Origin of the sequence: Geobacillus jurassicus NBRC 107829 (assembly GCF_001544315.1) — a bacterium.
GTDB classification, from domain to species: domain Bacteria; phylum Bacillota; class Bacilli; order Bacillales; family Anoxybacillaceae; genus Geobacillus; species Geobacillus jurassicus.
The window spans coordinates 42,639-65,036 of sequence record NZ_BCQG01000016.1 but is presented as its reverse complement, the minus strand read 5'-3'; the positions used below and the strand labels follow the sequence as shown (position 1 = coordinate 65,036).

Sequence of the window (22,398 nt, the reverse complement as noted above, 5' to 3'; positions counted from 1 at the left end):
CCCTATACAGTCACCGCGGTTTTTTCATCCGCCTTCTCGGTCGGCTTCGGAATCCAGCGGTCATACATCAGCACGGCAAGCACCGCCAATAGGGCGAATGATACTAACATCACAATCAGCGGCTTCATCCCGAACAGATCGGCGACCGAGCCGCCGATGACCGGTCCGATCATGCGCCCAGCGGTAGCCGTGCCGTTGATGACCCCTTGGTAAAACCCGGCCTTCCCCGGCGGCGCGAGTTCGCTCACCACCGTTGGAATCGCCGGCCAGACGATCATCTCGGCGATCGTCAGCACAGCCATTGAGGCAGCAAGCTCAGCAAACGAATTCGCCCCAAACAGCATGGCAAACGAAACGGCGAAAACGAGAAAACCGATCACGATTTGCCGTTTCAACATCGGCATGAAGCGGCGGATCACCCGCGCCAGCGCCGGCTGTCCTAGAACGATCAACGCGCCGTTGATCGTCCAAAGCAAGCTGTACTGCCCCACCGGTATCCCCAGCTCGCGCGTATAGGCGGCGATCGTCGTCGACCATTGGACATAGCTCATCCAGCACAGTCCATAGCCGGCGCAAAGGAGAGCGAGCGCCCAGCCCACGGCGCGGGATGGCGCTCTTTCCGCTTCTCCGGATCGTTTCTTTCTCGGCGGCGGCAAAATCGGAACGCGCCGCAACCCGGCAATAATCGTGAACAAAAACGCAACATACAACAAAAGATTGGCGAAAAAAACGAGCGAGAACGAATATGAAGCGACAAGCCCGCCAAGCGCCGAACCGGCGGCGACGCCGATGTTTTGCGCGACATACAAGGCGTTGAACGCCCGCCGCCCCCCTTCCGGCCAAATCGCTCCGGCGTACGCCGACGCCGCCGGAAAGACGACGCCGCTGCCAATGCCGACAAGCGCCAGCCATACGGCATAGTGCGGCCAGCCGTGCCAAACGCTTAAGCCCGCGAGCGCGGCCATCGTCAACACCGCCCCGGCCAAGAGAGCGCGAAACCCGCCGATCCGGTCAAACAAGAAGCCGCCGGCCAAGCTGCCGATGACGCTGCCGCCGGAGTTGAGCATGAGCACGACACCCGCGACCGCGAGCGGCTGGCCGAGCTGTTCGTGCAAATAGATCGTATTGAGCGGCCATAAAAACGACGCCCCTGTCACATTGAGCGCCATGCCGACAAGCAGCCACCAAAGAGCGCGGGGCATCGGTCATCATCCTTTTCGTGTTTTTCTTTTGACTCCCGAAACAATTGTAGGGGAAAACAGGAAAAAATGCAATAAAAAAGGCGGAGCGTTCCGATGCGTCCGCCGCTTTTTTTCAAAACTAACTCCCCCACTGAAATAATGGCTTTTGAAGCGGGGGCTCCTGCGCGGAAAAGAAGAAAAAGACGGAGCGGCATCCGCCCCTTTGGCTTGTCGTCACCCGTTCCGCTGCTTGGAGCGGGCCGGTTGGCCGCCCGTTTCCTCGTATTGTTTTTTCGCCAGCTTCACCGGATCAAAGCCTTGGCCAAGCTCGAGATCGTTATTGTTTTGGCCGTTGCGCGTTTTTTGCTCCGGATTCGTTTGTTTCAGGCGTCGCTTCATGTCGTGTTCCTCCTCGTTTCAGCGGTCAAGCAAAATCATGTCGTTTTGCAATTGCTCAAGCTGGAGCCGCATCCGATGCAGCTGCTCGCGCTGCTGGGCATTGCAGCTTCGTGCCAAGTGCGCCAAATCGATGACCGCCCGCTCGAGCATCTGCTGGGCGTTTGTGTATTCGGTGATGTTGTAATGCTCCTGCTTTTGCGCTTCCGTATATTGCTCTTTCGCGTAGCGGATCACATCTTCGCACCGCTGCAAAAATTCCTCGACAGATTGTCTTGTCGCCATGCACTCACCTCGTTTCGTGAAGTTCCCTCATGTTTACTATGCGCCGCTTACGGCATCCGTATCACGCCAATGATTGGCAGCGGTCGATTTTCAATGAAGTTTTTGTTACAATGCCGACGTGAGGATCTTCGTTCAGCTCGATCAGGCCGATGTCGGTCAGCTCAAGGTTTTCTGTCACGCCGGCGTAGAGGATGGAGCGGCTGGAGGGAAAAAGCGATGGCGCCCGACATCTTTGGCCGCAGCGCCATCCCCGCCAACGTAAACGATGAAACGATCGCAAGGAGGGCCAACCGATGGCTTTGATGAACATTTTGCCGTTTGCCCGCTTTTTGCTTGATCAAGCAGTCAACGAAGGCGACATCGCCGTCGACGCGACCGTCGGCAACGGGCGCGACACCGTGTATTTGGCTCAACGCGTCGGGGATTTCGGCCATGTGTTCGGCTTTGACATTCAACGTGAGGCGATCGCCGCCGCTTCCGCCCGCCTCGCGGAACATGGGCTATGCGGGCGGGCGACGTTGTTCGAGCGAAGCCATAGCGAGCTGCTTGAGGCGCTTCCCGCCGATGTACACGGGCGCATCGCCGGCGCGGTGTTCAACCTCGGCTATTTGCCGGGCGGCAATAAGCAAATCGTGACCCAACCGGAATCGACGATCGCCGCGATCGATCAACTGCTTTCCATCATGAAGCCGGGCGGCGTCATCGTCCTTGTCGTCTACCACGGCCATCCCGAAGGAAAGCGCGAACGCGACGCGCTCCTGGATTACGTCCGCTCCCTTGATCAGCGGCGCGTCCACGCCTTGAAATACGAATTCATCAATCGGCAAAACGACCCGCCGTTTTTGCTCGCGCTCGAGAATCGGGCGGATGGGGGCGCCTGAGTCCGTCCGGTCCGCCGACGAACCGCTGCCCTTGCCAATACAAGCAAACGGCCGCCCTTTATGAAAAGGACAGCCGTTTTTGCCGCTCCTGCCAAAAGCGGTACGCTTTTCCGTTCCAATAGAAAAACTGCGATGCCGCCCCGCCGGCGCGGACGAGCCGGCGCGCCAGCCGGCGCAGCCCGCGCTGCTTTTTCACCTTGGCATCCGACAAATACAACCCAAGAAGCCCTCGGTGAATGAGGCGGTGGAACTCGCTGTGCGGCAGCGCCCCGACATGGCGGTCGGCCTCTTCGATGAAATGGCAAAGCCGCTCAAACAGCACGGTTTCGTTCGGGTAGTAAAAGCAAAAGTTTAAGTCGCCGCCTTCCCGGTCTTCTTCCTGGTCGATCAAATAGTCGAGCAAAATATGCAACCCTTGAATGTACGGAAAATAGCCGTCGCGCACTCGTTTCGCCATCTCCGGCGGCAGCGACTCGCCAAAGGCGTAGGCGACGAGGCAAAAAATGCCAAGCGTTGAACCGGAGCAAGCGGAAAATTCGTACCATTCCATCGGCGGCAAGGAGTCTTTGTATTGCGCGAACCATTGCACCAGCCGCGGCACCCGCTCGTTGACATCGACGTGTTTATGCACTTGCAAGTCGCAATAATATCCGGCCAATTCATGCAAAAACGGGGCGATCGTTTCATAATGGCGCACCGTCTCGAGCACCTCTTGGCACGTGCGGACGAGCGCCGGCAAATAGCCGCCGTCTTCCTGTTCGCGGCGATGGCGGTAATAGTTCGACGGCTCCGCGCCGATCGTCAAGGCGTCCGGCATCGAATCGTGCAAGGCGCGAAAGTCGAGCGGATCGAGCGAGGTGCTCCGGTCGCACAAATTATCCAAATAATCGCTGATCGTCTGATAGGCGACGATAAAGCGGATGCACGCCTCTCGTTTTTCGCCCGCCAACAGCGCCAAAATGGCGCCGCCTTCGCAATGGAACGTTTTCGAAGCGATGCTCGCGAGCGCCTGGCGCCGCAGCTCTGGGTCTGGAATATGCTCAGCCTGTTGCCGCCAATGCGAAAGTTCGCGGTGGACAAGCGGAAACACGTCGCGATACACCATTTTCATCAAGGCGATGGGGTTTTTCGGAATGTTCAATCGGCTCACCTCAGGTGCAAACACCATAATCTCGTCTCCTAGCATTTCCATCTTATCGGCAACCAAAATCGTTTCGCGTCTGAACAGCCTGCAATCTCGTCTTCCAGTATTGCCATCCCTGCGGCCGGGGCAAACCATAAAAGGGTTGGCGATGGAATGAAAAAGCCGCTCAACAACGGTTCTTCTCACGTTGAGAAGCTTTGTGAAATCGGATCTTCTTTCCCTATCCCAACCACTCATTGGGCGAAAAGAAACGTTTTTCACCAGTCCCGATTAGGCGCGTTCGCTTTCGTTGGCGATTTGGACGCAGCGTTGTACAATACATGGTGAACGATCGATTTTGCAACAGAAAGGAACGAACGCCCATGATTTACCCATACAAAGGCAAAACGCCGCAAATTGCCGCATCCGCCTTTATCGCCGACTATGTGACGATCACCGGCGATGTCACGATCGGCGAAGAGACGAGCATTTGGTTCAACACCGTCATTCGCGGCGACGTGGCGCCGACCATCATCGGCAACCGGGTCAATATTCAAGATAACTCAATTTTGCATCAAAGTCCAAACAATCCGCTTATTATCGAAGACGGCGTGACGGTCGGCCATCAAGTCATTTTGCACAGCGCCATCGTCCGGAAAAACGCGCTGATCGGCATGGGGTCGATCATTTTGGATCGCGCCGAAATCGGGGAAGGCGCGTTTATCGGCGCCGGCAGTTTAGTGCCGCCGGGCAAAAAAATTCCGCCCAACGTGCTCGCTCTCGGCCGGCCGGCCAAAGTCGTCCGCGAGCTGACGGAAGACGATCTCCGCGAAATGGAACGCATCCGCCGCGAATATGTAGAGAAGGGGCAGTATTATAAAGCGCTGCAGCAACAGCGGCCGGCGGAGTGGGAGTGAAGAGCAAAAACGATTTTACCACATCCTTGACGGAAAAGTCGCTTGCCCACTTTTCGACTGGCGGAGGCAGCCCGCGGCTTGCGTTCGCCGCGCCTTGGCATGAGTCGATTCAATCTCCCTAGAAAAACACAAATGTTATACCGCTTTTGTTGGCATCTTCCTCGTCACAGCCCACATCGCCATGATGTTTCGCATGCTTGACCCGCCGCTTAGGTCGGTCATTCTAAAAAAAACGGAGGGCGGCCTCTCTAGCCCCCTCCGTTTTGCGTTTATCGGTTGTTCGCCAACGCCAGCGCTTGTTCTTTCAACAAAGCGGCTTTGTCGGTGCGCTCCCACGGCAGGTCGACGTCCGTGCGCCCAAAATGGCCGTAAGCGGCCGTCTGTTTGTAAATCGGGCGGCGAAGGTCGAGCATTTTGATGATGCCCGCCGGGCGCAGGTCGAAGTTGTTGCGCACGACTTCAATTAACACATCTTCCGACACTTTTCCAGTGCCGAACGTATCGATCGAAATGGAAACCGGACGGGCGACCCCGATGGCGTAGGCGAGCTGCACTTCGCATTTGTCGGCAAGCCCTGCCGCGACGATGTTTTTCGCGACATAGCGGGCCGCATACGCCGCCGAACGGTCGACTTTCGTCGGATCTTTGCCCGAGAACGCGCCGCCCCCGTGACGGGCGTAGCCGCCGTACGTATCGACGATGATTTTCCGCCCCGTCAACCCGGCATCCCCTTGCGGACCGCCGATGACAAATCGTCCTGTCGGGTTGATGAAATATTTCGTGTTCTCATCCAGCAGCTCCGCCGGCACGACCGGCTTGATGACATGTTCCTTAATGTCGCGTTGGATTTGCTCTTGCGTGATTTCCGGATGATGCTGCGCGGAAACGACGATCGTATCGACGCGCACCGGTTTGCCGTTTTCATCGTATTCGATCGTCACTTGCGTTTTGCCGTCCGGGCGCAAGTACGGCAGGACGTCCGTTTTGCGCACTTCCGCCAATCGGCGCGCCAAGCGGTGCGCAAGCGAGATCGGCAGCGGCATCAATTCCTCCGTCTCATTGCAGGCGAACCCAAACATGAGCCCTTGGTCGCCGGCGCCGATCGCTTCAATTTCCTCGTCAGTCATCTGACCTTCGCGCGCCTCGAGCGCCCGGTCAACCCCCATCGCAATGTCCGGCGACTGTTCGTCAATCGACGTCAACACCGCGCACGTATCGGCGTCAAATCCGTATTTGGCGCGCGTGTAGCCGATCTCCCGAACCGTATCGCGGACGATGCGCGGAATGTCCACGTACGTTGACGTCGTGATTTCCCCGCTCACAAGCACCAGCCCGGTCGTCACGCTCGTTTCGCAAGCGACGCGGGCGTTCGGGTCTTTTTCCAAAATGGCGTCCAAAATCGCATCGGAAATTTGGTCGCAAATTTTATCCGGATGTCCTTCCGTCACAGATTCTGAAGTAAACAAGCGGCGTTTGGCTGACATTCGGTTTGTTTCCTCCTCCTGGCATAATGTGGCGACACGGAACTCATTTCCCTTTTCGCAATATCGCAATATAAAAAACCTTTCCTGTAACGGCTGAGGAAAGGTCATGGCAATCGTATTGCTTCCTTTCACTCTTATCGTTCAAGGACTGCGCCTTGCCACAGGTTAGCACCATTTCACACATGTACAGTTGTGACGGTTGCTGGGTTTCATCGGGCCTGTCCCTCCACCGGCTCGGGATAAGAGTATCCGTTCAATGACTTATCTTATCGCAAGGAAGCAAGTAAAGTCAACTGCATAGGGGGGAATTTTTTTTACAAAAAAATAGGAAAAAATAAATCACGAAAACCTACACAAATAGTATGGACTATTAATAAAAATGTGTTATACTATTTCCAAGAGTGATTACAATAAAGAAGGCAGGTTGTGAACATGGGGATCGCAAACATGACAAATAAGCTTGATGTATTGCTGCAAAAACCGTACGTTCGCCATCAACTGTCCGTCGCCGAGCTCGTCGAGAAAGTGCTGCAGCGGAATGAAGGACGGCTGACCCACACCGGGGCAGTCGCCGTCACGACCGGCAAGTACACCGGACGGTCGCCGAAAGACAAATACATCGTCGAAGAACCGTCAACGAAGCAAACGATCGACTGGGGAGCCGTCAACCAGCCGATGTCTCCAGAAACGTTTGACAAACTGTACGACAAAGTGCTCGATTATTTAATGAAGAAAGATGAGCTGTTCGTGTTTAAAGGCTTTGCCGGCGCCGATCCGAAATATCGGCTGCCGATTCAAGTCGTCAACGAATTCGCTTGGCACAACTTGTTCGTCCATCAGCTGTTCATCCGCCCGAGCGCCGAGGAGCTCGCCGCGCATGAGCCGCAATTTACGGTCATTTGCGCGCCGAACTTTAAAGCCGACCCGAATGTGGACGGCACGCGCTCGGAAGCGTTCATCATCATCTCGTTTGAGCGGCGCACCGTGTTGATCGGCGGCACCGAATATGCCGGCGAAATGAAAAAATCGATTTTCTCGGTGATGAACTATTTGCTGCCGGAACAAGGCATCCTGCCGATGCACTGCTCGGCCAACGTCGGCCAGGAAGGCGACGTCGCCCTCTTTTTCGGCTTGTCGGGAACGGGAAAAACGACGCTCTCGACCGACCCGAACCGCCGCTTGATCGGCGATGACGAACACGGCTGGTCGAGCCGAGGCATTTTCAACATCGAAGGCGGCTGCTATGCAAAATGCATCCATCTATCGCGTGAAAAAGAGCCGCAAATTTTTGACGCCATCGGCTTCGGCGCGGTGCTCGAAAACGTCATCCTCGATGACGCGACGCGCGTGCCGAATTACGACGACGGCACGCTGACGGAAAACACGCGCGCCGCCTACCCGCTTCAAGCGATCCAAAACATCATCGACCCGAGCGTCGCCGGCCATCCGTCCACGATCGTGTTTTTGACGGCCGATGCGTTCGGCGTCCTGCCGCCCATCAGCAAGCTGACGCGTGAACAGGCGATGTACCATTTCTTGAGCGGCTACACAAGCAAGCTCGCCGGCACCGAACGCGGCGTCACCGAACCGGAAGCGACGTTCTCGACATGCTTTGGCGCGCCGTTTTTGCCGCGCCCGGCCGTCGAATACGCGGAAATGCTCGGGCAAAAAATCGCCGAACACAACGTCCGCGTCTTTTTGGTCAACACCGGCTGGACAGGGGGACCGTACGGCGTCGGCAGCCGCATGAAGCTCGCCTACACCCGCGCGATGGTGCAAGCCGCCGTCGAAGGGGAGCTCGACAACGTCGAGACGGTGCAAGACCCGATTTTCGGCCTCGCCATCCCGGCGCACGTCCCGGGCGTGCCCGATGACGTCCTTAAACCGCAAAACACATGGGCGGACAAACAGGCGTACGAACAAAAAGCGAAAGAACTGGCGCAAAAATTCCGCGCCAACTTCCAAAAATTCGCCCACATCGATCCGTCCATTGAAAAACTCGGCGGACCGCTCGTTTAACAAGAACCCGGCCGGACAGGGAACCGTTCCCTGTCCGGCCGTTTTTTCTGTTCTTTCCTTTGCTTTGGACTCCGACACTGAATCCTTTGTTAAAGCCGATGATAAAATCCCCAATATAGCCGGAATAAAATTCCCCACTTATAATAGAACCATAGTGTCAACGAGAGGAGCTATGGTTCGTGATTACGAGAGGGGAATTTTTTGTGATCAAAGAGATGTATGAAAGGGGAAGGAGTATTTCCGATATTGCGAGGGAATTGGGGATCGATCGGAAAACCGTCCGAAAATATATTCACTCCCCCAATCATCAATGGTCACATCCTGTTTTCTCACCAAGTGATTCTCTGGGACAAGATCATCCAGTTTTACCGTCGTTTTTGTATGGCACCCATCTTCTCTTCTTGGTGTTGACGAAGCATCGTTTTTTCCTTCCGTTCCTCCTCTGTACTACCCCCATAATAAAAAAGCTGTCAACAGTCTGAAACGAAGAGAAGGGTGAACCTTCTCTTCGTTCGCAATTTTTACACTAGCAGAAAAAAAACAACAATTACCTTATCAGAGACACTTATTCCAATTTTCGGAACAACGATACATTAAAATAAGCTGTATTGCCCATACTATCAAGTTTATATCCTTTGTATACCACTTATTTTTAGGATAGCCTATTTATAAAGTACAAATTCAAAATCGCTCTGCTGCGGCGGAAAAGAAGCGGTTTTTCCCGCTGAACTCCGCTGTTTTTTCCGCTGCTTCCGTTTTCCTTTTTCGTCGATCACTTGCTCTAACCCTTTTCCCATTAATTTGAAGGCAAAAATCGCAACGATAAAGGCAACACACGGCCCGACAACAATCCATTGGTCAAGCATCATTTCCCGATAGGAAAGACCGATCAAGCCGGACCATTCGTTCGAAAGGGAGATCGCCACCTTCTCCGGAGGGCCCAACCCATCGGAATTGTCGATAATTTTTACGCCTCCTAGCAAAATTTGAAACGCTCCGAGATGCACAAGCAGCAAGAGCGACTGCACCGTCTGCTGGATAAACAGTAAAAACAGCCGCGGCCGCATATACGGGAGAACGTGCTTGCGGATGAGCCAAAAGTTATTAGCTCCCATCAGCCGGGAAGAAACGACAAATTCATTTTGCAAAAAGACAGCGATATCATTGCCGATGACCAGCATTAACGGCGGAAGCGCAACAGCCGCAAACACCAATATTTGTTTTATCAACACTTCCATTCCGGCTCCTTGCTCCTCCAATGGAATGAAAGCAAAAAAGAGCATCGTTAAAAATATCGCCGGCACAAAACGAAATGCGCGGACGATGGACTCGGCAATAAAACGAAATTTCTGTAAATAAAAAGCATAAATGATTCCGCCGACCGTCCCGAACGCCAGCCGCAGCAAACTGACTGCCAACGCGGTGAAAATCGTATATTTCGCCCCGTCGATGACTTTCCAAAACACATCTTCGCCTTGGCGGTCGACGCCAAACAGATGGGCCCAGCTCGGCGGGTACGGTGGAACATCAACGAGCCGTCCAGCCTCATTGTAGATCCGCTCCGGCGGCTGTGGAATGATGTCTTTCAGCCAATAAGAATATAAAAAACTGGCCAGCAATAGACCGGCCGCGATGATAAACCCTGCCGTAAAATAAACGTTACGGAATGCGCGCATCACGCTACGCCCCTCTCTATTCCCGTCAAATAAGCAATCACTCGTTTCCCGGCCACATCAATGATGTAAAACGGCAAAAACAGCATGGCAAGACCGATAGCCACTACTTCCGGCGTATGGCGCTGCTCATACAAAAACCGGAAAAATCCGTGCATATTAAACAAATATTCCGTCACTAACAAGTTCGACAGCATAAACCAAAACAAATATTGCATGTTAGAAAACACGGTGATCAGCGCATTGCGGAACATGTGGCGCCATAGCACTGCCGTTTTTGACAAGCCTTTCGCTAGCGCATATTCAACGTATGGCTTGTCCTTTTCTTCCGTAAACGCAAGAAATGTCATTTGGAACAGCATAATTGAAGGCAAAATTGAAATCATTACAATCGGTAACACGTATACATTGTCAAAACCGGCAACCGGATCGACAATAAGCAAATCTGTCTTTTTAAACACCCAGATGACAAACAGTTGCGTGGAAAAAATAAAGATAACATCGGGGATCGACTCAAGAAAAAACGCGATTCCTTTAACAATCTTTTGCAGCGGGCGCGGAAGCAAAAAGCAGATGTAGGCTCCCGTAACGGCTATAAGGAAGGAAACAGCCAGCGCCCCCCATAAAATAATAAGGGAATAGGCATACGGCTCCATCATCGTTGAGAGCAGGGGAGCATTGTGCCATTGCGAGAGCGAAACCGTTATATCACGAATATAAAAAAAGCTCCAAAACAGCTGCTGAAATTGCTGCCAAAACACCGTGACCATTTGCGGGCTCGGAAACAAGGAATAGCTTTGCGCAAACGCGATAATCGCCATAATCGTTAAAATGGTAAGCAACAAATCCGCCAGCACCGTCAAGGCGAGTTTCCATTTCTTCATAAGGCTGATCCCCCTCCTTCGGAGCATGGGCAAACGATTGCTTTATGTTCCTTTCAGCTGTAAGCTGCCAGTGCTTGCATTTTAATAAGATGGTGCCGGAGGCAACGTTTCTGCTAACATTGATTGCTGCCCTGCCATTCCATCGCCTATTTTAAAGATGCGGTCATACATTTTAATTCCTGCATATGTTTGTCCGTCTGTTTTATATTCTACTCTGCCCGACGAGTCTTTTTTGATGAGCTCTCCCTTTTCGCCATACTTTTCTTTTACTCGCTTCGGTTGCAATTCTGGCAAAAACATCACGTCCAGCTCATATTCCTTAGCTCGCTCCGGTCTTTTCGCGCTCCATGAATAACTTCCATCTTCCCCAACTTTTACTTTTTCCTCGAGTACTTGTTTGCCCCCCTCGATTTCTTTCATAACAATTTGCACGACGGCGCCTTTTGGCAGATTGCTGTTCCCGTTTAGCACCACTCGGTCACCGATCGTTTTGACCGCACCACCTAGTTTTACCGTTTGCTCCACTTTCGGTTTGGCACAGCCGACCAGCACCAATAGCAACAACAACGTAAGGACCACCGTCATTCGGATATACTTCATAAAAACCCTCCTTATATGTACGTATAAGCATCTTTCAAAAAGAAAAATATTATACTATGTGAAATATTGTCAATAACGATTTAAAATTTCCCAATTTCAACGAAATGAAATTCCCCATTATGAACGTTTAATTAGGCAACTGGGCAGGATAAACTCCTGCTTTTTTCTTTTCTCGTAGACGATAAGAATCGCCTTTGATATTAAAGGTAATGGCGTGATGTAATAGGCGATCTAAAATCGCTGTCGCTAGTACATCATCACCGAATACTTTCCCCCATTCGAGATAGGATTTATTCGATGTGAGAATCATAGAGCCTTGTTCATATCGTTTCGATACGACCTGAAAAAAGACATTCGCCGTTAGCTCATCAAAAGGAAAGTAACCTACCTCATCAATAATGAGTACATCTGGACGACTCCAACGATTCACTAATCGCTGGAGAGTCCCTTTTTCGTTTGCCTTTCGGCATTCAGCCACTAAATCGTCTGCGGTTAAGAATAAAGCCGTATACCCTTGCGTGATGGCTTCCACCGCAAAGGAAATCGCTAAATGCGTCTTTCCAACACCCGGTGGGCCTAGTAAGATTCGATTTTCCCCGTTGGCAATAAACCGACAGGTCAGCGTTTCTTTGACTCTTTTTTCACTGAGATACTCGGTTGAAAGGAAAAGTCAAAGTCATGAATCGTTTTGATATAAGGTAATTTTGCTCGTTTCATTCGCTTTTCTAGTTGTTGAGATTCTTGATATTCAATTTCTTGTAAAACAATAGTGTTTAGAAACTCAGAATATGATACATTATCTCTAGAAGCGTCTTCTAATAAACTATCTAGTTGGTGGGCTGTGTGGTGCCAACCAAGCTCTGATGATGAACGAGGTATCCAAAAATGATTCAAGAAATTCTTTGGTATTTATGCCCAACCATAACTATTGCTTTTTTGTTGTTTCTTAAGTTCAACAATGATATGACCAATTTGGGTATATTGCCAAGAATTGGACATTATTATGATTTATGATTCCCGATTTTGTGATGGAATATGCAATGTCTGGCGAAATGGCCTCTCTTTTAGAAGTATTATTTCAAAGGTTTGTTTTTGAAAAACTTATTTTTCCATCCATTCTTGGAGACAATTGGTGGATTTGCTTCATCAATTTGGTTACCTTCGTGTATTTTTTAGCTAGTTGCTCTAAAATCTTCGTTAATTAACATAAGACTTAGTTCTTTAGGATTTTTAATCCCTGTACTAATCTCGATTTCTTCTGACTGATTTATCAAATATACATAAGGTGTACTATTAACTTTATATGTATTAAAGAGGTATGCAGCTTTGATATATATTATTGATTCATTGATGTTTTCTAAAACAAGCTGATCATTATTACTTTCATCGTTGTTTATTAACATAATTTTAAAGTTAGCTCGATTGCTAATGTTAGGTAACTCTTTCACAACTCTCTTACATGTTGGGCAAGTACTACTAATAAACAATAATAGGACTTTTTGTTGTTCCAAGATCTCTTTTAAAACCACTTTTTTACCTTGATAATCTAAAGCACGAAAAGCAGGAGCCTTGTCTCCATTTTGCAAACTTCCAAACTGAATCCCTTTTATGGTTCTGATCTCGGATAAAAAAGTTCTCACAAGTTTAATAATAGAGTAAATTATATATGATTGAATAAGTAGAAGTATCATTACTAAAAAAAGTAAAGTATTTGAAAGCATAACTACCATCCTTTCTAAATTCTAGTAAATATACTTAAAAATAAAGTGCATAATCTCATTTATTTTTTTGAGTTCCTTTAAAACTTGAACATATATTAAAAATACACTTACGATAATGAAAGATAATAAAGTTTGAACTGTCAAATAATTCATGGAGTATTTAGATTTAAATAAAATAAAGGCAATCAAAATTATTACTGCATTTCTTAATACCATCCAGTAAGAGAGCCTCTCATTTTCCAAAACCCCACCACATCCACAAGAAAAATTTTGGTTTCCTTTAAAAAGGTTAATCACTATAAATATTGAAAAAATGGACAAAAGCAGAGATATGGTTAACAAACAATAGAAATTTACACCTGATAAAGCCAATGAAAATGTAATGAAGCCCTCACTTAATACTATAAAAAGGTAAACAAATTTTACCAATAAGGGGTGTTTAATTCCATAATTCCTTATAGTAACATCATATCTTTCTTTATGCATAATTTTACTTATTGTTGAAGATAAGAAAATTAGTATAAGAAATATTAATAAAAGGGTAAATATAGAATTATTAAAATTCATATTAATACCCCTTTCTGAAGGTTATACCAATGGGATTGAGACTCATACATTTTTTTGTACTCCCCATTAAGGGAAAGAAGTTCGGTGTGAGTACCGCTTTCCACAATCTGTCCATCTTTCATCACTAAAATTTCGTCTGCTAAGCTCGCAACTCCTAACCTATGGGTAACTATAATAATGGATTTGTCACATTCATTTAAAATATCTTCTAAAATCTCTTTTTCTGATACAGGATCAAGAGCTGCTGTAGGTTCATCTAAAATTATTAGGTCACTTTCTCGAAATAGCGCTCTACCGAGAGCTATTTTTTGCCATTGTCCACCCGATAGCTCATTCCCCCCTTCGAAGTATCTACCAAGTAGAGAATCAAACCTATTTGGCAGTTTGTTAATTATCTCTAACAAATTAACTTTTTCAGCAACATTTTGGAGTCTAATATTGTCATCCATGTTAGAGAAGCTACTTATTCCTATATTCTCTCTTACCGTTAATTCGTATGATATAAAATCTTGGAACAAAACGGATATTCTGTCTTGTAGACTTTCAATATCTACTTCTTTGATTGGAATTCCATTTATAAAAATAGGTAAGTTTTCTTTGGAATATAATCCTGTTATACACTTTATAAGTGTTGTTTTCCCGCTTCCATTTTCCCCTACGATTGCTATTTTTTTGCCTGGATTAATATTAAAGCTTATCCCTTTTAAAGTATCAAAATTATTATTTGGATATCTGAACCAAAGATTTTTCACCTCCAATCTATGTAATTTTTCTATTTTGTTTAACTTCACTTCATTTCTAGGCTTAATATGAATAAATTTCATATAGTCCTCGATGAAAATTAAAGTTCCTTTAAAATCAGAATAGCTTTTCGCAATGTTATTTAAACTCGTCTGAAAAAGCTGTATGGATTGAATGGTAGCAACTAAATCTGCTGCCATATTTGAATTTTTAAAATCAATGATTATTACTAATCCTGAAAGAGTAAAGGTTAATAAAATTATTAGTTCCGCAGAAAATAATGTTTTCGATTTTGTTTTTATAAAATTTAGCTTTTTTTCTGCTAGTAATAAAAACTGTTTTTTCCAATTTAGTTCTAAAAAGTTAAATGCATTAAATAGTATAATCTCTTTTAAAGTATTCCGATTAGTCAATAAATTTACGAAATACTGTTCCTTTCTAGTTGCCGGCATGAGTTCGTTGATCAAAGAAAAGTTTTTTCGGTTAAACTTTATCGAAGTCAAAGTGTAAGGGACAATGCCTAAAATAATGATAAGAACAACTATCCAATTAATAGTTAATAAATATACTAATACTGATATAGCGCTGATTAAGTTACTAATAAGACCAATCAAATGATTTACAGATTCGATTATATTACTTGTATTGCTTGAAACTCTTTGAAAACTATCGTAGAATGAAGGATTCTCAAAATCGAGATAATCTAAACTCTTCACTTTTTGTAACATAGATGAAGTTGTTTCAAGAGATAATTTGTTATCAATAATCTGATCGTTAATATTCAGAATATGATTCCCAATAAAAGGGATTATATTGCTTATAATTTGTAGAGTAAAAATAAATATTAACATTTTTAGTGATCCATCATCTTGCATGAAATTCATAATTTCTTCTATTAATTTTTGGAACAAATGAATACTAATGATAGGAATTAATGAATTAATAAAATTTAGAAAGATCAGCACAATTAAGTTGATTCTACATTTATTCCAATAAATAGATAATATGAATTTTAATGTATTCATACCATATCAACCCTCTTAATAAACGTATTGACATTCAAGGGAATATCTACTACTATAATATCAGAAATAGCCCAAAAAGTCTAATTTTATTAAGAAATTCGACTTATTGTGAGGGGAAGAAATTTGTTAAATATATTATCTTACACTTTTTACATACTACTTTTTTCCCTATCTACATTCTATTCATTTATTTCCTTACAAAACCTCAAAAATATTACTCATAAAAATTCAGAAACTAACCTAAAACATAGTGAAATTGATTATTCGAAAAGTTTCATTAATTATCCATTAAAAGATAGAAAAGGAGAAACAGCGTTTTTAAAAATTGACCATAAATATTTAAATATTGTAGCAATCTTAAATAGTAACTGTTCACATTGTACAGAACACTTTGAGGAGTTTTGGTATCTTTTAACGTCTAATAATCTTAAAATTTCTTTACAGATTCTTATTAACGAAAACAGCAATGAATTACTCCATTATTTAGATTTAGTAGATCCCAATTTATCTATTTTTCAATACAAGAACGATTTAATAGATGAATTTCGCATCCCTTACTATCCCGCTTTTATAGTTTTAAATGAACAAGGAAAGATTAAGTTTTCAACTCCAGATTTATATGAACTTTATTCATTGTTTTTGAGAAGAGATTCTCTTTTAACCAACAATTAAATTTATGAAAGAAGGGGAGGATAATTAATGAGTAAGTTTTTATCTGGATTAATTTCTCCTAATTATGTTCCTTGTTCATCTACTTATTTTTATAAGTATTGCAGTACAGATAACCGTTGTTGGAATTATGGATTTAAAGCAACTTTAGGATATTATAGAGATTCAAGAACTGGCGAACAATGCTCTTCTGTACAGCTTTGTAACTGCGGTTGCTAATTAAAAATGTAGAGATCTTTTCTTCAACATAAAAAAGAGAATCTCTTCTTCAACATAAAAATAAATGGGGCTGACCCAAAAGGGCAATTCCCCTTAAACAAAGCACAACATATTGTTTCTTAATGATTGTTTTATACCTATATACGGTAATAAGAAAGGGTGTCCCGATCCCTTTGGGACACCCTCATTTATTTTAGCTTAATTTCGGGATATTCCAGCATCAGCTCGTTCAAATTGCAATCTATATGACAAAGACGAAGAGTTTTTATTGAATAAGGTTCCGAAAACAGGGGGAACAATAATAGTGATAAAAAGTGCGATCATAAAAATGGCAAATGAAAAAGGATTTATCTGTTTTCCGATTTCATCTTCATGTTTTTTCACAAAATTTTTTATTTGAGCATTCTTTGTGACTGATGCAGAATCGACAAGTTTCTGATCATCTAAATCATAATAGTATATCTGTTTTGCATCAAAATAAAAAATGCTGTCTCTAACTTCTTTTCCTTCTGCCAATACTACTTTAACGTTTTTTGTTTGTTTTGTATCTCCTTCAGTGACTTCGGCAGAAGTTGTTAGGCTATCGAGTATTTCAGCGGAATTATCCTTATAATAGGTAAGAGTTTTTTTGAATTCTTTGTTAATTGCTCCTGTAATATCTTGATTATCTTTTGCCAATGCTGCGAAAGGAGCAACCCAGAGTAATGATAAAATTAAAAAGAAAATAATTTTTTTCATCTTATCACCTCTTTTGAATATTTTTTATAAATTATACCATATTTTTTCATCTTGATAAACTCCTTATGTGTAAAATTTTTGTTGCGATTCTAATTTATCTCTTTGCGAAGCCTTGCTTTATCAACTGTATAGGGTTCCTACTTTTTTCTGGTAAATGATGACCTATCATGAACTGCACCCAAATTGTTAGACACAACTAACCATTGGAGGTGCAGTTTTTATATGACTAAATACAGTTTAGAAACTAAATTAGCTGCAGTTAGGGCTTATCTTGAAGGGGTAGGGTAACCGCACAAAAGTATAATCTATGTTGAGGCAATACGGAATCCAGACGAGCATGATTCAAAGGGGAAACTGTTATGACAGCACATGTGCAGAATCGTTTTACAGCATCATTAAAAAAGAACTTATTTTCCACGAAACCTTTACGACAAGGAAAGAAGCGAAACAACGGATTTTTGAATACATTGAGTATTTTTATCTCACATTTCGCACCCTCCCGATGAAAATCGGGAGGATTTTTTCATCCCGATGTCGAATAGGTCCTTGGTACACAAGGAATGCAAGGAGTTTCCACACCATGGACGTTCGAATTCGTGCTATTTATGAAAGTTCCTATTTGAATATAATAAGCGCCATCTTCAAGGATCTTGGCCTCCCCCCAGCTGATTGACCGGCTGGTTCCGGTGGATCCCCAATGCCAAACCCGAGCCAGCGATGTGGTCTGGCTGCTCATCCTGGATATCTTGAGCGGCCGTCAAGCGCTGGTTCATTTGGAACGATGGGCGCATGAAATCGATTTGCCCAAGCTGATCCGGCCGGGGCTCCAGCCTTCTTGGTTCAATGACGATGCCATCGCCCGCCATCTGGATCGCCTGTATGATGCCAACATCCATCAAGTCATTTCGGCTTGCCTTGTGCAGATCTACAAGGAGGAAGGCATCCCCCTTCGGGTGTTCCATGCCGATACGACCGATGTATCGGTTTACGGCGCGTATGAATCGGCCTCGCCGGATACCCTGCATATTGCCCATGGCTGCAACCGGCAACACCATTGGCAAAAGCAGATCGGCTTCGGACTGATCGGCAACGAGGATGGCGTTCCTTTTTATGGAGATGTGCACGACGGCAACCTGCCGGACAAAACGTGGAATCCCGAGGTGCTGTCCCGTGTCCATGAGCAGCTGAAGCAAGCGAAGATCGAGGACGAATGGATTTATGTGGCGGATTCCGCCGCGATGACGAAGGACACGCTGGCGCAAACGAAAGCGGCGAACGCCTTTTTGATCACTAGAGGCCCTTCGTCGCTCCGGATCGTGAAACGAGCATGGGCCGAGGCCGATTCGCCTCACATCCCGTGGAGCGAACCTTTTGCCTTGGCGGAGAGAAACGGCGCCACGCACCGGGTATGGGAAACGGCCTCGACGTATGAAGGACATCCGGTTCGGCTGGTCGTCGTCGAATCGAGTGCCCTCGACCAACGGAGAGGAAAGACGCTCGAAAAAGAACGGGTCAAAGAAGCGGAGCTTCTTCGCGAGGAACAAGAGCGTTGGGAGCGTCAGCCATTCTCGTGCCGCGAAGACGCCGAACAAGCCTTGGCGTCCCTCAAGGCGTCCCTTCGCCCCCGGTTTCATCGGGTCGAGGCCGCGGTCGAAAAGATCGTGCGTCCGAAAAAACGGCGCGGACGGCCGAAAAAAGGGGCGGAACCCGAGATGGAGACGCTGTACACCCTTCGCCTGAGCGTGGAATTCGACCAAGACGCGTGGGAACAGGCGAGACGGAAAGCGTCCCGGTTTGTTCTCGTCACGACGGTGCCGGAGGAATGGAAGGACCGACGAATGGACGCGAAAGAGATCTTGAAGCTGTATAAAGGGCAGATCTTGGTGGAAATGAACTTCTCCTTCCTGCAAGATCCGTTCTTTACGGACGAGATTTACGTGAAAAAACCGGAACGAGTGGCGGTGTTGGGCTATTTGTTTCTCCTCGCATTGGCCATTTACCGCGTCTTCCAGCGCCGGGTGCGTCAGTTCATCACACCGGAATGCCCGTTAAAGGGCGCTGGAGGCCGCAAGCTGACTCGACCGACGGGGCAGGCGATTTTTCAGCTGTTTCAATATGTGAACGTCGTCCTGTTGGAGCTGCCGGATGGGCACATCCAACGCTCACTGGATCGCTCACTCACCCCTGAACAGCGAAGGATTCTGCAGGGGTTAGGGCTGGATGAGAGCATTTACGTGCAACGTCATACGGAACGACCAGCGATGGTAAAAAAAGGATTGCCATCGCTTGTTGTGTTGGCTCAAAAAATATATAAGTTGCAATAAAGAATTTCCGATTTTTCGCTTCCGCTTTTATCTCAATACGAGCTGATATGATATAACGTGGAAGGTAGTAAGCTGGATGTAAAACAAAATTTCAACTTATATATTTTAAAAAAATGAATAAAAAATCCTTTGTTTCTGCACTACTGGGGTGCGAAATGTGAGCTCTAAACAGAATAAGGGGGAGGCTTCCATTGCTTCAGTATATCCATTTACCTTTAGGAGATTGTTGAAAATCAACCCGTTTTCCTTCGCTCCATCGTTTTGGGGCGTGGCAAAAAGCCAGTTTCATCAAAGACTGAAGATCTGATTTTTGGCTCATTTTGACTATTCCATCACCAGTCGTTTCGATGATCAAAGAGAGGATTGAGGTCATGAAAAATAAAACATTTCACTTCCTTTGGATCGGACAATCTTTCGCGAATTTCGGAGATGTGTTCTACATTGTTTCCGTTGTCTCTTACCTATATCATTTGACATCGAAAGCCATGGCTGCCGCATTAGTCCCTTTTTTCGTTACATTGTCGTTATTTATTAGTGGAATCGTCGCACCGATATTTTTCGAAAAATATAAACTAAAAACGTTATTGTCCTACGGACAACTGTGTAAAACATTTCTTCTGCTTTTTCTCTCGCTGTTTTTGCAATGGGGTGCGGAACATCACATTGCGATCGTTTACGTTTTTGTATCATTGATCGCTTTTTTAGACGGGATCAATAATCCGATTAAAAACTCCCTCGTTCCTTTTATAGTTTCCAAGGAGGAAATCTTGAAAGCCAACAGTTTTTTAAACACGTTAGACCAATTCATCAAACTTAGCGCATGGCCGATCGGGAGTTTGATTGTCAGTTTAGGATCCCCGTTCCTTTTAATCAATATCACCTTATTGTTCTATGTCGCCTCGAGCATTCTCATGTTTCTTTTGCATATACAAGAACGCGCAAAGGAGAAGGTTGCTCAGGGTAAAGGCTTAAAGAAATTTCTCCTTTCGATCAGTCTAGGATGGGAATACACTTGGAGAAATGTGCACGCTAAATCCATCAGCGTAATGTCATTTTTTGAAGGAATAGGAAATGGTGTTTGGATTTCGGCCATCCTTTTTATGTGAAAGAACAATTACATTTAGGAGAGGAATGGTGGGGATATATTAACTCTGTTTTCTTTGGCGGCATGGTGATAGGGGGATTGTTAAGCGTTAAGTTTAGTCAATCGGTTGAAAAAAATCAGCAATTTTTTGTATTGTTTGGCCCGTTTTGTATCGCTGTTGTAACGCTTTTGTTTGGTACAACGACGCACGGTGCGCTGGCGCTTATGTATTCCGCCCTGTACGGGATCATCGAACAATGGAAGCTGATCTGTCTTCAGACGATTCTTCAAAAAAATGCCCGGATGGACGCTCTGCCTCATGTTTTTGCCGTGCAGGGAGTCATTAGTTCCGTAACATTCGGAATTTCCACATTGTTAATGAGCTTTATAGCCGATGTTTACGGTATTCGTTTTTCATTTTATTTGTCTGTCTTCTGCTTTTTCATCAGCGGTTGGATCAGCTACCGTCAGCGGAAAATCTGGAGTGATAAGGAGAGCCAAAAAGGAGAAATCACTGGGACTATTTTGTGACCTCCTTCTTGTAAATGATCGCTTTATTTCAGAGCAAAACAAAGGAATCAGTCTTGCTTAATCATATGGCAGAGCGCAAACCGAAGGGTTGTTTGCGCTCCTGCCTTTTCAAATTTCATTCCCTTATAGGTAGGATAAAAACGCCAATCGGGACGGTGAACGTCACCGACAAATTCTGTCAATAGACTTTACCCTCGATGGCTGTAAGGCTCGAACGCATAAAATGATTGTCGTCGATCCCCCGGGGTTTTGGCACGATTGGGGGTCGACGACAATGTTCGCTTAAACTCTGGAGACTCTTTCTATTTCTGCTTCTTCATCTTTTCGATCTTCTCAACCGGCAACCCGGTCAGTTCGTGGATCGTTTGGACATCATACCCTTTCGCCAGCATTCTCTTCGCGATGTCGGTTTTTCCTTCCTCGATCCCTTTTTTGCGTCCTTGTTCCACTCCTTGCTTCATTCCTTGCTTCATTCCTTGCTTGATCCCCTGTTCTATTCCTTGTTTGATTCCTTCTCGGATTCCCTTCTCGATTCCCCGCTGTTCATACGAGATGATGAGCTCCATCACTTGTTTCGCTTCCTTCGTCTCCATTTGGCTCACCTCGTTTCGCAGTTGGATTTCCTCCTCTTCGGATAACGGCAAATACGTTTCAAAAAAACCAAACAACAGCCGCTGTTTCGCCTCATCCAGCTCGAGGCGGACGAGCATGCGCAAAAACTCCTTTTTCACTTCCACCTTCTCGCTTTCATTATACCCCATTTTGCTTAACAAGGCGGCGGCAACCGGATTGTCATGGCGGATGTACTCGCGCCACGGCAGTTTGCGCAATTCCACCGTCAGAAAACGAAAATCGAGAACCGTCAGGAACGGAAACTGGATGATCAATGAGGAAGGTTCATCGTGGTGTTCGTCATAGCTGAAGATGGCGATCGGAAGAATGCGGCGGCGGTGTTTTTGAAACAAGCGGCTGAAGTAGATGAACATTCGCTCGGGGAAGGTCCGTTGCGTGTAGCTTTGATGCTCCACGTGAACGATGATCAGTCCGTCTTCCCCTTTTAACTTTGTTTCTACCAACAAGTCCACACGGTGCTTCTCCCCGGCCGTGATGTCGGTAAACACTTCTTCTGAGAGGAAGGAGAGGTGATGAACGTCGATTTGCTCGTACACGTCGGGAAAAAAGAGAAGCAAAAACTCTTCAAAAAACGTCGACAGCAACTCCTTGAACAACCGGTCATGATCGATTCGCTGTTTGGCCACGTTTCCCCTCCTTGCGACATTGAATTCGTCGTATTATATTCGCTCTCCGCAACCAAACTCCTTCTCTTCCCCCTACT

Annotated in this window: 20 protein-coding genes, 5 pseudogenes and 1 riboswitch; of the genes and pseudogenes, 10 read left to right on the top strand and 15 right to left on the bottom strand. The window is 46.1% G+C overall.

The annotated features are described in order from the left end of the window. Positions 1-2: 2 nt before the first annotated feature. The 4 genes from GJ1_RS06260 to GJ1_RS06245 all read right to left on the bottom strand — a co-directional run bounded on the left by GJ1_RS06260 (position 3) and on the right by GJ1_RS06245 (position 2,172). Positions 3-1,202, bottom strand: coding sequence for an MDR family MFS transporter (locus GJ1_RS06260; protein ID WP_066229931.1), 1,200 nt, complete (start codon positions 1,200-1,202; stop codon positions 3-5). Positions 1,203-1,415: 213 nt separating this feature from the next. Further along, on the bottom strand, positions 1,416-1,580 hold the full coding sequence (locus tag GJ1_RS06255) for a glycogen biosynthesis protein GlgD (RefSeq protein WP_066229929.1): 165 nt from the start codon (positions 1,578-1,580) through the stop codon (positions 1,416-1,418). Positions 1,581-1,598: 18 nt separating this feature from the next. Further along, a complete protein-coding gene (locus tag GJ1_RS06250; protein ID WP_066229926.1) occupies positions 1,599-1,862 on the bottom strand; it encodes a YtzC family protein in 264 nt (87 codons plus the stop codon). Between the two features lie 61 nt (positions 1,863-1,923). Then, positions 1,924-2,172 carry a hypothetical protein gene (locus tag GJ1_RS06245; RefSeq protein WP_066229923.1) on the bottom strand — a complete coding sequence of 83 codons (249 nt, stop codon included), beginning with the start codon at positions 2,170-2,172 and terminating at the stop codon, positions 1,924-1,926. On the opposite strand from GJ1_RS06245, the gene mnmM reads away from it, so the two are divergent. Beyond that, positions 2,156-2,743 (top strand): tRNA 5-(aminomethyl)-2-thiouridylate-methyltransferase MnmM, encoded by a 588-nt coding sequence (mnmM, locus tag GJ1_RS06240; protein WP_066229920.1) that lies wholly within the window; start codon positions 2,156-2,158, stop codon positions 2,741-2,743. The genes GJ1_RS06245 and mnmM overlap by 17 nt on opposite strands. A gap of 58 nt (positions 2,744-2,801) precedes the next feature. Here mnmM and tbcS read toward each other — a convergent pair whose 3' ends face one another. After that, positions 2,802-3,911: a tetraprenyl-beta-curcumene synthase gene (gene tbcS, locus GJ1_RS06235; protein WP_281176917.1), complete on the bottom strand. Its 1,110-nt coding sequence runs from the start codon at positions 3,909-3,911 to the stop codon at positions 2,802-2,804. 338 nt (positions 3,912-4,249) lie between these two features. On the opposite strand from tbcS, the gene GJ1_RS06230 reads away from it, so the two are divergent. Together GJ1_RS06230 and GJ1_RS19375 are read left to right on the top strand one after the other, a co-directional pair. Beyond that, positions 4,250-4,783: a gamma carbonic anhydrase gene (locus tag GJ1_RS06230; RefSeq protein ID WP_066229918.1), complete on the top strand. Its 534-nt coding sequence runs from the start codon at positions 4,250-4,252 to the stop codon at positions 4,781-4,783. A 112-nt stretch (positions 4,784-4,895) separates the two neighbouring features. Further along, positions 4,896-4,988, top strand: a pseudogene (locus GJ1_RS19375) (DUF6803 family protein); the annotation flags it as partial. Between the two features lie 64 nt (positions 4,989-5,052). Here GJ1_RS19375 and metK read toward each other — a convergent pair. Beyond that, on the bottom strand, positions 5,053-6,267 hold the full coding sequence (gene metK, locus GJ1_RS06225; protein ID WP_066229914.1) for a methionine adenosyltransferase: 1,215 nt from the start codon (positions 6,265-6,267) through the stop codon (positions 5,053-5,055). A gap of 131 nt (positions 6,268-6,398) precedes the next feature. Further along, a riboswitch (SAM riboswitch) is annotated at positions 6,399-6,513 on the bottom strand. Positions 6,514-6,699: 186 nt separating this feature from the next. Between metK and pckA the strand changes: the two genes are divergently transcribed. Both pckA and GJ1_RS17725 read left to right on the top strand, forming a co-directional pair. Then, on the top strand, positions 6,700-8,286 hold the full coding sequence (gene pckA / locus GJ1_RS06220; RefSeq protein WP_044730518.1) for a phosphoenolpyruvate carboxykinase (ATP): 1,587 nt from the start codon (positions 6,700-6,702) through the stop codon (positions 8,284-8,286). A gap of 179 nt (positions 8,287-8,465) precedes the next feature. Beyond that, positions 8,466-8,591: pseudogene (locus GJ1_RS17725) on the top strand (helix-turn-helix domain-containing protein); the annotation flags it as partial. Between the two features lie 357 nt (positions 8,592-8,948). On the opposite strand, the gene GJ1_RS06210 reads toward GJ1_RS17725, so the two are convergent. From GJ1_RS06210 to GJ1_RS06180, 7 genes and pseudogenes are all read right to left on the bottom strand, one after another. Beyond that, positions 8,949-9,962, bottom strand: coding sequence for an ABC transporter permease (locus tag GJ1_RS06210; RefSeq protein ID WP_066229909.1), 1,014 nt, complete (start codon positions 9,960-9,962; stop codon positions 8,949-8,951). Further along, complete coding sequence (locus GJ1_RS06205; protein ID WP_066229908.1) at positions 9,962-10,843, bottom strand: ABC transporter permease subunit; 882 nt, start codon at positions 10,841-10,843, stop codon at positions 9,962-9,964. Before GJ1_RS06205 ends, GJ1_RS06210 begins: the two co-directional genes overlap by 1 nt. Positions 10,844-10,924: 81 nt before the next feature. Then, positions 10,925-11,443: a hypothetical protein gene (locus GJ1_RS06200; protein ID WP_066229907.1), complete on the bottom strand. Its 519-nt coding sequence runs from the start codon at positions 11,441-11,443 to the stop codon at positions 10,925-10,927. A gap of 127 nt (positions 11,444-11,570) precedes the next feature. Then, a pseudogene (istB, locus tag GJ1_RS19415) lies at positions 11,571-12,337 on the bottom strand (IS21-like element helper ATPase IstB). Positions 12,338-12,615: 278 nt separating this feature from the next. Next, complete coding sequence (locus GJ1_RS06190; protein ID WP_066229904.1) at positions 12,616-13,164, bottom strand: TlpA family protein disulfide reductase; 549 nt, start codon at positions 13,162-13,164, stop codon at positions 12,616-12,618. 21 nt (positions 13,165-13,185) lie between these two features. Then, positions 13,186-13,731: a MauE/DoxX family redox-associated membrane protein gene (locus tag GJ1_RS19410; RefSeq protein ID WP_066229902.1), complete on the bottom strand. Its 546-nt coding sequence runs from the start codon at positions 13,729-13,731 to the stop codon at positions 13,186-13,188. Next, a complete protein-coding gene (locus tag GJ1_RS06180) occupies positions 13,728-15,497 on the bottom strand; it encodes an ABC transporter ATP-binding protein (RefSeq protein WP_066229899.1) in 1,770 nt (589 codons plus the stop codon). Before GJ1_RS06180 ends, GJ1_RS19410 begins: the two co-directional genes overlap by 4 nt. Positions 15,498-15,620: 123 nt before the next feature. Here GJ1_RS06180 and GJ1_RS18315 point away from each other — a divergent pair, with 123 nt between their 5' ends. After that, positions 15,621-16,169, top strand: coding sequence for a hypothetical protein (locus tag GJ1_RS18315; protein WP_157068363.1), 549 nt, complete (start codon positions 15,621-15,623; stop codon positions 16,167-16,169). Between the two features lie 414 nt (positions 16,170-16,583). Here GJ1_RS18315 and GJ1_RS06175 read toward each other — a convergent pair whose 3' ends face one another. Beyond that, on the bottom strand, positions 16,584-17,123 hold the full coding sequence (locus tag GJ1_RS06175; protein ID WP_066229898.1) for a hypothetical protein: 540 nt from the start codon (positions 17,121-17,123) through the stop codon (positions 16,584-16,586). 304 nt (positions 17,124-17,427) lie between these two features. On the opposite strand from GJ1_RS06175, the pseudogene GJ1_RS19405 reads away from it, so the two are divergent. From GJ1_RS19405 to GJ1_RS19010, 4 genes and pseudogenes are all read left to right on the top strand, one after another. Further along, positions 17,428-17,604 (top strand): annotated as a pseudogene (locus GJ1_RS19405) (IS3 family transposase); the annotation flags it as partial. A gap of 99 nt (positions 17,605-17,703) precedes the next feature. After that, positions 17,704-19,360: pseudogene (locus tag GJ1_RS06170) on the top strand (IS1634 family transposase); the annotation flags it as partial. 458 nt (positions 19,361-19,818) lie between these two features. Next, the gene (locus GJ1_RS19015; protein ID WP_245629348.1) at positions 19,819-20,553 is read left to right on the top strand and encodes an MFS transporter; all 735 of its coding nucleotides are present in this window, start codon (positions 19,819-19,821) and stop codon (positions 20,551-20,553) included. Then, positions 20,526-21,062, top strand: a complete 537-nt coding sequence (locus GJ1_RS19010; protein ID WP_245629347.1) for an MFS transporter — start codon at positions 20,526-20,528, stop codon at positions 21,060-21,062. Before GJ1_RS19015 ends, GJ1_RS19010 begins: the two co-directional genes overlap by 28 nt. A 302-nt stretch (positions 21,063-21,364) precedes the next feature. Here GJ1_RS19010 and GJ1_RS06160 read toward each other — a convergent pair whose 3' ends face one another. Further along, positions 21,365-22,321 (bottom strand): Rpn family recombination-promoting nuclease/putative transposase, encoded by a 957-nt coding sequence (locus GJ1_RS06160; protein WP_066229896.1) that lies wholly within the window; start codon positions 22,319-22,321, stop codon positions 21,365-21,367. Positions 22,322-22,398 lie beyond the last annotated feature (77 nt).

Coding starts and splice junctions, on each gene's coding strand:
- GJ1_RS06175 (WP_066229898.1), bottom strand. CDS start 17,123: ATGAAAAAAATTATTTTCTTTTTAATTTTATCATTACTCTGGGTTGCT.
- GJ1_RS06190 (WP_066229904.1), bottom strand. CDS start 13,164: ATGCTTTCAAATACTTTACTTTTTTTAGTAATGATACTTCTACTTATT.
- GJ1_RS06180 (WP_066229899.1), bottom strand. CDS start 15,497: ATGAATACATTAAAATTCATATTATCTATTTATTGGAATAAATGTAGA.
- GJ1_RS06230 (WP_066229918.1), top strand. CDS start 4,250: ATGATTTACCCATACAAAGGCAAAACGCCGCAAATTGCCGCATCCGCC.
- GJ1_RS06260 (WP_066229931.1), bottom strand. CDS start 1,202: ATGCCCCGCGCTCTTTGGTGGCTGCTTGTCGGCATGGCGCTCAATGTG.
- GJ1_RS06245 (WP_066229923.1), bottom strand. CDS start 2,172: ATGTTCATCAAAGCCATCGGTTGGCCCTCCTTGCGATCGTTTCATCGT.
- metK (WP_066229914.1), bottom strand. CDS start 6,267: ATGTCAGCCAAACGCCGCTTGTTTACTTCAGAATCTGTGACGGAAGGA.
- GJ1_RS06210 (WP_066229909.1), bottom strand. CDS start 9,962: ATGCGCGCATTCCGTAACGTTTATTTTACGGCAGGGTTTATCATCGCG.
- tbcS (WP_281176917.1), bottom strand. CDS start 3,911: ATGGTGTTTGCACCTGAGGTGAGCCGATTGAACATTCCGAAAAACCCC.
- GJ1_RS06250 (WP_066229926.1), bottom strand. CDS start 1,862: ATGGCGACAAGACAATCTGTCGAGGAATTTTTGCAGCGGTGCGAAGAT.
- GJ1_RS19015 (WP_245629348.1), top strand. CDS start 19,819: ATGAAAAATAAAACATTTCACTTCCTTTGGATCGGACAATCTTTCGCG.
- GJ1_RS06205 (WP_066229908.1), bottom strand. CDS start 10,843: ATGAAGAAATGGAAACTCGCCTTGACGGTGCTGGCGGATTTGTTGCTT.
- GJ1_RS06255 (WP_066229929.1), bottom strand. CDS start 1,580: ATGAAGCGACGCCTGAAACAAACGAATCCGGAGCAAAAAACGCGCAAC.
- GJ1_RS19410 (WP_066229902.1), bottom strand. CDS start 13,731: ATGAATTTTAATAATTCTATATTTACCCTTTTATTAATATTTCTTATA.
- pckA (WP_044730518.1), top strand. CDS start 6,700: ATGGGGATCGCAAACATGACAAATAAGCTTGATGTATTGCTGCAAAAA.
- mnmM (WP_066229920.1), top strand. CDS start 2,156: ATGGCTTTGATGAACATTTTGCCGTTTGCCCGCTTTTTGCTTGATCAA.
- GJ1_RS06200 (WP_066229907.1), bottom strand. CDS start 11,443: ATGAAGTATATCCGAATGACGGTGGTCCTTACGTTGTTGTTGCTATTG.